Origin of the sequence: Methylobacter sp. (assembly GCF_036845245.1) — a bacterium.
Lineage (GTDB): Bacteria > Pseudomonadota > Gammaproteobacteria > Methylococcales > Methylomonadaceae > Methylobacter_A.
Genome location: NZ_DAIUEH010000002.1, coordinates 175919 through 187888, shown reverse-complemented (window position 1 = coordinate 187888; position 11970 = coordinate 175919). Strand labels below are relative to the sequence as shown.

Sequence of the window (11970 nt, the reverse complement as noted above, 5' to 3'; positions counted from 1 at the left end):
TGTAATTCGTGGATCTTCATCAGTAAATAGCCATTCTATTGGCTGGTAGGGTAATCGCGCTATCAGGATGGAAGAGCATTTTCCAGTAGAAAAATGAGTCTGAAGGATGAGCTAAATCCCGATAACTCAGCAGCTTTTTAAGTCTCGTTTCATTAATGGTTTTAAATAATTTACAGCGTTCTTTTTGTAGTTGTTCAGCTGCCTGATCATCGGTTTGGCTAATAGCCATTGTATCCAATACTTCAAATTTGATGTCAAGTTTCAAATAGGTTTTGGTATTTTCTAAGGATTTCAATTTGTCATAAGGCGTCATCATACAGTTATAGAGATAGAATTTCTTATCTTTGCTCTTGCTGTCAGTTATAGTCCTTGGGAAGAAACAAGGGCGATGGAAATTGATATATGGAAACACGGTTTCATGATTGAACGGGTTGATTAAAGATGCCCAGCGTTGTGGGATATGCGCATAACCAAAAGGTTTCCTGATCACGGAGCCATTTTTACTTTCAACTAAAGCGTTGTCATTGGTCTGTCTGGAGCGGGATTTGTAAATTCTACCAGTAGCTTTTGCAGTTACTTTCTAGTTAATGTATTCCGAGCTATTTTCTGAATGGAAGCCTTGAATAACAAAGGGAAAACAGTCCAAAAGCTGTTTTATAACCGTCATCAAATACTGTTCGCTGATTTTCTCAACCACACACCACTTCGAATTGGGTCACCATTAATATGATAGACGCCTTTTTGTTTATCCTGATCGCCCTGATGAACCGCATTAATCCGAATATAGCCCGGCTCACCATTGGGCTCGCGGCTTTTTTCGTTGTCCAATAAGCGCGGCCTTGGGGCAGGTCTTCTCAAAAGTGTAGCGTTGCCGCGGATAGGTTGTTGATTTTATGAGATTGTACAGATGTGCTACGGATATGCCCATTAAGCGTTGGTATTGGCTTTGCTTAAAAGTTTATGGATACGTTCGCAAAGTTTTTTAGTGGTTGGCCCGCTGAGGGGTTATGCCGTTCATCCGCTGCGAGACAGGAGTCGAGTAGTCCCCAGAAGCGATAGTGCATGTGTTTTCACGCAGCTTGCGAAGTGAAAATGCAGGCTTTCCGAAATCGCGTCGAGTCATTGGAGAGCATGTGAGCTACCCCTTGTTGGGTAGCGATCGAGTGACCAGGACGGCTGGGGCAGCCGCAGGCATTAGCGGTCGCGTAATTTTTGCCGCTTGTTGGGCTGGGAGGCCCATAAAAGCTTTCGCAAAAATAGCGACTCCCCGGTTTCTTTCCGGTATCACAGTACTACCAGATCAGCCGTGTGATCTATTGCCTCGAATAACCGGTGATTTTAACCAGAAAACGCACCACAACACCCTTCGAGGGTTTATTTAGATACGGGTATCTGAATTTAACCAGTATGCCTCGATAACACTTATCTGCGCTACTAGCGACCAAAAAGACGACGGATTGGCTGCCGGCTAAAAACTGTGCCAGTTGTTCTATGCTATTGAGGTCTTTTATGTACATGATAGATTTTATTTTTTATCATGAACGAGATTTAAACGGTTATCAGACTCATTTAGTACTGGAAGAGGCTGGAGATTGACTGTTTTTCGTTTACTTGCTAGTATATTTACGTAGTATTTTTTACGAATTATAGTAATCAGGCCGATATGGGGCAGTAATGAATATCTTGGCAGTAGCTCGTCGCAATGGGCTGCGCAGAGTTTGTCTATTTGTTTCTCGTAATGCGGGCTATCTTTTGTTTTTTATTAATTAGTATGGGTTGTTGTTATGGCAGATTCTCAAACAGGTGCAATCCAAGATAGTAGTACGCTTGGGCAAAGCACAAAAGATATTTTAACGACTGTTCTTTCCAATATCGACACTTCGAATACATCGGCTTCTGTGACAAATGTAGGCGGAACTACATTGGTTCAAGGCAATGCGGCTGATGGGCAGTTTGTTAGCGCGTTGGTTCCGTCGACAAGTTTGGTTATTGGTACTGTAAATAGCGGAAACTTTGTTGCCGATGTGTCATTGCCGGCGGGCACGGGATTAATTTTACAAGGCTTGGCCGACACTACTAATGCATCCGGGGCCGGAACTTATTTTAACTCGCTCATTAATTCTGCGCTTCCTTCGACCAGTACCGACAGCACTGTAAATGATCAGCGTAACTCACTTCAGAATGCTGCTACCATAGTGACCAATGGAGCGGGTGACGGACAAAGCGTTACCGTTCGGTTGGTGAACATTGTCGATAATACCGGCAATTCAGGTTCAGGCGAGGTGGTGATTAACGGCCAAGGCAGTGGCTCAACACCAGGTTTGACTAATATAGTTGCCGTCAATACAACTGGGCTATCTAGTAACCAGACTCTCGTCTTGGAAAATATACCGCGTTCAGTTATTGTGGGATCTGGCTCAGTAGAGCTGCGAGGCGATACCGGGGGTCTGGTTGTTGGTGATAATGCTAATCAAAGAATTGTGGGGGGGGCTGGCGCCGATACCTTGGTTGGTGGCGGCGGTTCCGATACCTTGGTTGGCGGAAGCGGTAATAATCTGTTTGGATTTAACTCAACAGGTCACTATACCGTGACTGATTTTACTCCAGGTAATGATAGGTTGGCTTTCTCTATCCCAGGCGTCACTAATATTAATCAGTTAGCTTCACTTATAACGAGTGTGGATACTAGCGGTGGCTCAACAACCTACAATTTTGGTCCGACGGCATCAATTACTTTGACCGGAGTTTCAGGTAACCAAGTATTGGCTGATATGATTCAGTTTACTATTACTCCGGGTAATTAATTCTTCAAGTTGAAAAGCCCTCCTTTGATTGGAGGGCTATATTTCAGATTTTTCTTCTGCTTACCGGATTAGAATGATTTCCAAACAGATCTCGTCATTATTGGTAGTTGGCGGGTTTGTGTATGGATGGGCATTTGATTCGCTAAGACCATCGCTAAAGGTTTCTTTATCTATTGACGGCTCCGTTCTTGCGGATGGATTGACTGGGTATTCGGTAATTGACGAATTCTATTCGTTTGCCGTGCCGCCGACAACGGACTGTGGTTTTGTCTTACCTCTTCCTGTCCAGGCTTTGGATGGATTTCCTCATCAACTGACTGTCAAAATTATTGATTGGCGTCCTATCAGTGCCGCTTTGCAATCAAGTGTGAGGTGGTGCCATGGAGACAACTGCGGCGAAGTGGGTTTGAACGGGCAAGGATTTATTGAGGGTTGGGTAGGTTTTAGAGACTTAACAGAAAATGATAACTTGCCGGATGTCGATGTTGTTGATGATAACGGGCAAGTTCGGTCAATTAAGCTTACTTCTGCCAATTCATTTAATCGCTCCGAATTCCGTTCAGCGGCATACTTCAAAGTCAGCCAGACCCAGCTATGCGATTTGGTAAAGCCTGTTTACCAATGCCGAGGCGTGCCACTCAGGGAACAGGGTGGCGAAGAGTCATTCAAACCAGTTGGGCAACTTGAAGCAGTGGACTATCAAGGGATTCGAGGATGGGCGTTGAATGCATCGAATTTTTTGGAAACACTGAATCTAGTCCTAGTGATAGATGGCTTGCCTTTAAAAAGCATTCGTCCCAATATTCGCCGTTACGATATCGCTGCACACCTTGGATTGTTGCCCGAAGAGGTGGGAATTGCAGGGTTTCACATAGATCTTCCAGTTACAGTCAAGGATGGAGTGACTCATACTTTCAGCATTCAATGCCGGCGTGATGGGACCTTACTAGAGCCTAAATCCCTGAAATACATCCATCCGCAAAGAGGACGCAGTTTAAATCAAGTGCTCATGCGTTTAGGGCAGGCTACTACATTGCAGTCCTGCTATGACGCGGTGGAACGTAGTCAAACGGTTCCTGTTGTATCGGTGGTCATACTCAATCGCAATGGCGCTGACTGTCTGGAAACATTGTTTCAAAGCTGGTCCCGGCATAACAGTATGTCGGTTGAAATTATTGTTATCGATCACAGCTCTAGTGACGACAGTTTGTTAGTTCTCAATCAATGGGAAAGTCGTCTGCCGCTTCATATAGTGGCACTGGACACCAATGATTCTTTCTCGGCATCTTGTAACCGTGGCGCGAAGTTGGCGCGCGGTAAATTCGTGCTATTCCTCAATAATGACATTGTTTGGCAGCATGATGTATTGCCTGCTCTTGTACAGACTATGCAAGACCCCAAAGTAGGGGTAGTGGGGCTTAAACTATTAAAAACAGAGTCTGCCAAAGATAAAAATATGTCGTTGTCGAATGTGGAAGTGCAACATCTGGGGGTAAGATTTACATTGGTGGATGGCCAATATTGGCCTTATGAAGCTACTCTCGAACAAGGAATGTCTGAAGTTCAATTTGCTCCTCAAGAGGTTCCGGCCGTGACCGGTGCAGTGATGTTGTGCCGCAGGGATGAGTTTTTAGGGCTAGGAGGCTTTGATGAAAACTATTTCTACGGTTATGAAGATGTTGAGTTTTGTCTGCGTCTACATCAACGGACAGGTCGGCGGATCATCAGCCGTAACGATCTCGTAGCCTTGCACCGACATGGCTACACTCGCTTGACAGGACGTGAGCCGGCGGTTTTCGATAGACAGCAGAGCAATCAGACACGATTAGCCAGACAGCTTGGATTGTGGATCAAGCGCGCTTGGTGGCAGAGTCTTATTAGTGGAGATAAACAGCTCACCAATGAAGTATTGACCATCGGATTTGTTGTTCAAGATAGTGGTGTTTCAGATGCTCAATTAATTCCAGCGGTTAGGCTGGCTGAGAGTCTGCTATCCCTTTATCCCGATACCGAATGCGTATTTCTCTCTCAGGAAAAAAGTTGGAACGACACTGGGCGCTTGCACTTACTGATTTCATTCACTCCGTTATTCGATCTGCGTAATCTCAAGCATTTGCGTGGCGATTTGAGAACGGCGTGTTTTATTGATGACGAGCAGTTGCTGTATCAATGGATGAAAAGCCCTTGTTTAGATCATTTTGACACCCATCTGTGCGGTAATGAGGAACTGGCAAGTAAATTTACCAAGTTAATGCCGTTCAATTTAGTGCCGACTATAAGTTCGTCCGAAGTTCCGCTGGGTCCACTGCTGAATTCCAAGCTTTTGCGTGTATTGCTGCGAGTTTCCGATTCCTCTTTGAACGCAGCGGCAAAAAAGATAAGAGCCGGATTCAAGCAGCATGGAGTACTGGTGACGCAAGTGGATGCAGATCAATGGCACAATCTATCTAAAGTGGCGGATGTTATCATTACCCTATATGGTCAATCCGAAAAGCCATTGCCTCATTTTGATCGTAGGGAAGGGGCTGTCAACATTGTTTGGCTGCTTGATGCCTCGGAAACAATTAAAATCTCCGATCTGGCCTTGGTTGACGAATTATGGTTAGCCGATGAACATCTCCCCGAGCATTTCGATCATGTTGTTGCAATACGGCGTAAAGTAGAGATCAAAGAAAAGCAATTAAAAAAGATTGCAATCATTTTACAGCAAATTGTGGAGGAGCACGTTGGACGTTCTTTTTGTGCACCCTAACTTTCCCGGTCAATTTCGTAGGCTTGTCGGCGCGCTAGCGCAAGAGCAAGGCGTTCGCATTTATACTTTGGGCGATCAGAGTTGGATGCCTTCGTTCGAACTGCCCGGTGTAACCCCTCTATCCTATCCGGCACCTGAAGCTGCCGGTGAATCCACTCATCCTTACGTAAAAAGTCTTGAGGCCGGTGTAAGGCGAGGACAGCAGGTGGTTCGTACTCTGCTACCACTCAAGCATCAAGGCATAGAATTCGACGTCATTTATATTCATCCGGGCTGGGGGGATGGTCTTTATCTCAAAGATCTGTTCCCGAATGCGCTTATTATTTCTTTGTTTGAATATTACTATCGTCCGCGTGGCTCCGACCTCGGCTTTGATCCGGAGTTTCCGCTGTCCTTCGATGACATCTTCCGGGTGCGAACGCTCAACAGTATTCAGCATCTTGCGCTAGAATCGTTCGATATAGGGATTAGTCCAACCGCTTGGCAAAGAAGCCGTTACCCGGAGGCATATCAGCATCGTTTAGAATGTCTACATGAAGGCGTCGATACTGAGGTTGCTCGGCCGAATGCTCAGGCCAGTTTCAGGTTGCCGAATGGCACAGTGCTTCATGCCGGCGACGAGGTTCTTACCTTTGTTAGTCGTAGTCTTGAACCTTATCGCGGATTTCACCAGTTGATGCGAGCTTTGCCCCTGATATTAAAAGAACGTCCCGATTGTCAGGTCGTTATAGTGGGGCAAGATGCTCCCAGCTACGGCCCTGCACCGCAACAAGATGATAGTTGGCGCATAAAGTGCCTGAAAGAGCAGGAAGGAAAGCTTGATATGAACCGCATCCACTTTACCGGGCTGCTGGATTTTGGCGACTACATTAAGGTGTTGCAAGTTTCACGAGTGCATGTGTACTTGACCTATCCTTTCATTCTGTCTTGGTCAATGCTTGAGGCCATGTCGGCCGGTTGCCTGGTGATAGGTTCCGATACCGAGCCCGTTAAAGAAGTCATCAGTCACGGCAACAATGGCCTATTATTCCCGTTTTTTGACACAAATGCCTTGTCGGCTCTGACGACCAATGCATTAGCACAGCCGCGCGATTATGATGCTATGCGCCAAGCAGCAAGGCTTACCATACAAACACGCTACGATTTTAACACCGTAATTTATCCTCAGCATCTCGATCTGCTATGCAGTTTGCGGGAACAACAGAAGACATCCTATGAACAAGTCCTTTGAAACCTTGCTTAAACAAGCTTCAACTAAATTACAAACCTTAGACTTCGGCGATGCGGGCAAACTGTATAACGAAGCCTTGCGCATTGAGCCAAATAATGCAGCGGCGCAAATGGGACTCGCCATGGTTTACAACTATACCGGCGAAAGCGCTAAAGCTTTACAAATACTGCAAACTATCTGGGCCGCTGTTCAATCCAGCAGTACTAAAGAGCAGTCCAAATTAGACAAAGCCACTATTGCGGAAATACCCGCTCAAATTGGGCTTGCTCTGCAACAATTGGGACACTTCGATCAGGCGTTGGTTTTTTTTACTCAAGCCGATAATATCAGCCCGAGCGAAGCATTAAAGCTACGGATCGCTCAACTGTCCGGTGCGGCGGCCACCACATTTGACCAATTGCTAATTCAGGCGCAAAAAAATCAGGCAAACGGACAACTGAACGAAGCAATCAAGGCCTATAAAGCGGCCTTGCAGCTAAATCCTGACAGCGATCGCGCCCAGCACGGAGTAGGGAATGCACTAAGAGCGCAGGGCGATCTTCAGGCCGCCATGCCTTTTATCCAGCAAGCGATTATTATGCAACCCGAAGTGGCTGAATATCACAATACTTTGGGTATGCTCTTTCAACAAAAAGGCGAATTTGAAAAAGCCATCACTTTTCACCGTCGTGCCATCAATCTCGATCCTAAGTATGCCGCCGCATTTTGTAACTTGGGCGTAGCGTTTAAGAATCTAAACCGTGCGACAGAGGCGATTGCAGCCTATCGACAAGCGCTACAAATTAATCCCAACATGCCTGAAGCTCATAATAACCTAGGTAATTTGTTACGTACAATGGGCGACATGGTCGGTGCGCAAGCCAGCTTAGAGCAAGCCTTGAAAATTCGTCCCGGATATCCGGATGCTCAGCAAAATCTGAAGGAATTGCTGGCGTTGGTTAAGCCTGTTGCTAAAAAAACTAGAGCTAAGTCGGTGACCAAAAAAATCAATACGGTTAAAGAAAAAAACGGCGGGGCTAAAGTAATTAAGACAGCTCCATTAAAAAATAAGTAGTGGGTGCATAACGGGAGCGATTGCAAGGCTTAGACCTGTTGAATTCGATGTAGGTCACAAAGAAAAGAAGTGGAAGATAATGTTATTTATGTGTATTAGGAGAGGTTAGCGCGATTAAATCGTAATCTTGTATTACAAAATATATGAGAATATTGGTTGTTATTTCTTATTGAAATATATCAACTTTAGTCAGTATCACAAGCCTACAGAAATCCATACGTCTGGAAAACTCTTAGTTTAACAGCCGATGTTAGGTTGCGGAGAGGAGTATCAGCATTGGGATGAACTAATGCTGTTCGAACCAAATTTCTCCACAATTAAGATTATCATAGTATTAAAAAGCTAGGCGGCAGATAGAATAATGATCGACACGCTAAAGCAGATGCTCGGAGGGTATTCTTGAGTAAGCTTGCAGTTTTTCAAATGGAATTGCTAGCGGAGTTTGTCATTTTTAACAAAAGTATGATTGCAATAACGCCTAATGGTTTTCCCTTAATCACTCAATGTTCCAATTCAATCAATTTTTTCCGTCAATACAGTTTCATAAAGCTATTGGTAAAGGATATCAATATTATCAACAGCCAATAGAAGTGCTTGATGTACCTGGTTTTTCACCATTTTATGGCTTGCATCTTGCTATTTGGCAGTTGCGATCACATGATTTGCAAAAGGATTTTCCTCTTGATTCCATCGCAGGTAGAGTTGGTTTTTTGGCTTGGTGTGTGGTTCATGGGCGCAAGGAATACTCTGCTTTAAGTGAGTTGCGGCCTTTTTGGAATGTATTGGCGCAGCCCGCCGATATAACGGTCACCCGCTACTCTGGTGCAATTACCCGCTTGATGGTCTTAGTCGTGACGGCTCGATTGGATCTACAAATAGATCAAAAGCTAACGACAGAAACACAGCAACTTACCTTGCTTCAATGGTTTTGTCTGCACGGCTGGAAAGAACTGGATTTATGCTCAAAAGATATAGCTGATGCCCAAAGAACATTTTTTGAAAAAAAACTATCCACAGGCTTTACTTTCATAGAAACTTTAATTTACGAAGCGCGCCCCGATCTGCAAAGTCACTTCAACCTCAAAACGCTACAAGGCCAATCAGAATACAGTCAATGGTTGCAAGAACATGGCACGCAAGAAACTATCCTGAATTTGCTTCAGCCTCAACACAGTGTTTCTCTACCTCATGATAATGCATCCAATGTTGTTTTTGGCGTTAACCTGATCGGCTACGCCTTTGGTGAACTCGGTATAGGCGAAGACGTACGGATGGCGGCGCTTGCGCTGCAGGCTGCAAATATTCCTTTTACCGTTATTAATTTCCGCCCTGGAGACGATATTCGGCAAAATGATCGCAGCATAGCGCAATGGGTTACCGATGCTCCCATTTATCCTATCAATATTGTCTGTTTAACCGCGTTGGAACACCTGCGGCTTTATGCCGAACAAGGCGAAGCATTACTCAGAAATCGTTACACCATTGGTTATTGGCCTTGGGAGCTGAAAAACTGGCCGATTAACTGGCAACACTGCTTTAGCTTGGCTGATGAAGTTTGGGTATCCAGCCAACATACTCGACACGCGGCGGAAATGGTAAGCTCCGTACCGGTATTAACCATGCCCATGGCTGTTGCTCTTCCCAAAGTGAAACAATACACTCGAAAACAATGGTCGTTACCAGCGTCCGACTATCTGTTTGTGTTTTCTTTTGACGGCAATTCAAGTTTAGCACGCAAGAATCCTCTGGGTGTGATTGAGGCCTTTCAAAAAGCCTTTCCAGGTGGTCATGAGCCCGTGGGTCTGGTGATTAAATGCATGCGCCCCGATGTAAATAACCCCGCGTGGCAAACGATTTTGAAACTTGCAGAGCACGACAGCCGCATACATATCATCGACCGGATGTTAAGCAAGCCCGATGTGTTGGGACTGTATAAGCTTTGCGATTGTTTTGTTTCCCTGCATCGCGCCGAAGGCTTTGGTCGCGGTATCGCAGAAGCGCTGCTACTAGGTTTGAAGGTAATAGTCACCGATCATGGGGGGAATGTGGATTTCTGTTTACAGAGTAATGCTTATTTAGTACCCTTTCAGCCAATTCCAGTCGGAGAGGAGGACTATGTTGAGTCTTTTGGTCAATTTTGGGCCAATCCAGACATATGCGTTGCTGCAAACATTATGCGAAATGTCGCAAGTAACGGGCGTAAACGTAAAACAACAGTTGCATCAGTTATACAAAACCGATTTTTACCTCATATAATCGGCGAGCATTATCGGAAAAGATTACGGTATGTTTTTGCCAATATGTCTTAGGAAGTGCTGAACAAATTGATTCCGCTCATGGTTCGCAAGCTCACCACGAACGGTGTCAACAGCTTACCGCTGTTCGTCCTGAGCCCTTCGACTATCAGGAGGGCCCTGTCGAAGGATTTAATCAGGGCTTCCCTTAGTTACAATTTCCATATTGGCTATAGCAACACTTGATTGCGATCCTTATTTTTCAGACATATAAAAATATGTAAAATAAATGCTGCCTTAGTAGTGCAAATCATGTTGTATCCTGTCGTAAATCAGACACTGAATTAAGAACGTATAACAACCGCTTCGCAAGTTAACAAACATCTATAATCACCATGAATTTACTTCCCATCATCCTCTCAGGAGGTGCAGGCACCCGCCTTTGGCCCGTCTCGCGTGAATCCAACCCAAAACCTTTCATACGCTTGCCGGACGGACAGACTCTGCTGGAAAAAACCTACCGCCGCGCTCTTGTGCTGCCGGGTGTAGGGGAAGTTTTCACTGTGACCAACCGAGACTACTACTTTCGCTGTCGGGATGAATATCTCTCAGCGAGTCACGAAATCAACGCGGCTCCCCAAGCCTGCTATTTGCTTGAGCCATTCGGCCGCAATACGGCGCCTGCCATCGCTCTGGCAGCGCTTGAGGCAGAAAATCGTCATGGTGTAGACTCCGTAATGCTTGTCCTTGCTTCAGACCATCTCATCTCCGATGAGGCGGCCTTTGCTGAAGCGGTGGAAAAAGCCATACAACTCGCCGTTCGCGGCCATCTTGTCACATTCGGCATTACCCCCACTGCTCCTGAAACCGGCTTCGGCTATATTCAACAAGGCGAAGCGATTGATAATCTGGGTTATCGTGTTGCCCGCTTCGTAGAAAAACCCGATCTCGACACAGCCCAAAGCTACCTCGCCGGCAACGATTACACATGGAATTCCGGCATGTTCTGCTTTACTGTCCGTGCCTTGCTCCAAGCGCTCGCCGAACATGCCCCGGAAATTCTTGACTGTGCCCGTATCGTAAGTCAGGCCGCCAATGAAAATACTCAGCCGACCGATGACCATTTAGAATTTCCTGCTGAAGTCTTTCGCCAATTACCTGATGATTCTATCGACTATGCGGTAATGGAAAAATCCAGCGATATTGCAGTCGTGCGTGGCAGTTTTGACTGGAGCGACATCGGTTCATGGAATGCATTGGCTGGCCTCATTCCACCGGATGAACAGGGCAATCGTATCATAGGGGAGGTGGTGGCCATCTCTACACAAAATAGTTACCTGCATAGCGAGTCACGAGTCATCGGCGCTATCGGGTTGCAGGATATGATTGTGATCGACACCGCCGATGCTTTGCTGGTTGCCCGCAGTGATCAACTACAGCAGGTCAAGGAAGTTGTTGCTTGCCTCAAAAAGCAAGGCCATGAATCTGCCCATACCCACCTTACCGCTTTCCGTCCGTGGGGAAGCTATACCGTGTTGGAAAAAGGCCCGCGCTACAAAATCAAGCATATCGAAGTCAAACCAGGCGCCAGCCTCTCGCTGCAAATGCACCATCATCGTAGTGAGCACTGGGTCGTAGTAGGCGGCACGGCAAAGATAATCAATGGTGATAAGGAAATACTGCTGCGTACTGACGAATCCACCTATATTCCTGCCGGTCATCGTCATCGTTTGGAAAACCCTGGAGTGATACCTTTAGTAATGATTGAAGTGCAAACCGGGGAATATGTAGGGGAAGATGATATCATTCGATTTGAAGATATCTATGGACGTAGCATTTAAGCACAAGAACATGAAAGAGCTCTCAAAATGAAATGTATCTGTATTACCGGCGCA

At 45.7% G+C, this 11970-nt stretch carries 8 protein-coding genes; 6 read left to right on the top strand and 2 right to left on the bottom strand.

What is annotated here, in order from left to right; all coding sequences use genetic code 11:
* Nucleotides 1-19: 19 nt before the first annotated feature.
* Both V7051_RS01820 and V7051_RS01815 read right to left on the bottom strand, forming a co-directional pair.
* Entirely contained in the window at nucleotides 20-490 is a 471-nt protein-coding gene (locus V7051_RS01820; RefSeq protein WP_333873179.1) for a hypothetical protein, read from the bottom strand.
* A gap of 176 nt (nucleotides 491-666) precedes the next feature.
* Entirely contained in the window at nucleotides 667-828 is a 162-nt protein-coding gene (locus tag V7051_RS01815; protein ID WP_334181110.1) for a hypothetical protein, read from the bottom strand.
* Between the two features lie 956 nt (nucleotides 829-1784).
* Between V7051_RS01815 and V7051_RS01810 the strand changes: the two genes are divergently transcribed.
* The 6 genes from V7051_RS01810 (at nucleotide 1785) to V7051_RS01785 (ending at nucleotide 11916) form a co-directional block, all read left to right on the top strand.
* Nucleotides 1785-2804, top strand: a complete 1020-nt coding sequence (locus tag V7051_RS01810; RefSeq protein ID WP_333873178.1) for a hypothetical protein — start codon at nucleotides 1785-1787, stop codon at nucleotides 2802-2804.
* Nucleotides 2805-2877: 73 nt separating this feature from the next.
* Complete coding sequence (locus V7051_RS01805) at nucleotides 2878-5556, top strand: glycosyltransferase family 2 protein (RefSeq protein ID WP_333873177.1); 2679 nt, start codon at nucleotides 2878-2880, stop codon at nucleotides 5554-5556.
* Nucleotides 5531-6787 (top strand): glycosyltransferase family 4 protein, encoded by a 1257-nt coding sequence (locus V7051_RS01800; RefSeq protein WP_333873176.1) that lies wholly within the window; start codon nucleotides 5531-5533, stop codon nucleotides 6785-6787. Before V7051_RS01805 ends, V7051_RS01800 begins: the two co-directional genes overlap by 26 nt.
* Nucleotides 6771-7841: a tetratricopeptide repeat protein gene (locus V7051_RS01795; protein WP_333873175.1), complete on the top strand. Its 1071-nt coding sequence runs from the start codon at nucleotides 6771-6773 to the stop codon at nucleotides 7839-7841. Before V7051_RS01800 ends, V7051_RS01795 begins: the two co-directional genes overlap by 17 nt.
* A gap of 503 nt (nucleotides 7842-8344) precedes the next feature.
* Nucleotides 8345-10150: a glycosyltransferase gene (locus V7051_RS01790; protein ID WP_333873174.1), complete on the top strand. Its 1806-nt coding sequence runs from the start codon at nucleotides 8345-8347 to the stop codon at nucleotides 10148-10150.
* A gap of 320 nt (nucleotides 10151-10470) precedes the next feature.
* Nucleotides 10471-11916 carry a mannose-1-phosphate guanylyltransferase/mannose-6-phosphate isomerase gene (locus tag V7051_RS01785; RefSeq protein ID WP_333873173.1) on the top strand — a complete coding sequence of 482 codons (1446 nt, stop codon included), beginning with the start codon at nucleotides 10471-10473 and terminating at the stop codon, nucleotides 11914-11916.
* Nucleotides 11917-11970 lie beyond the last annotated feature (54 nt).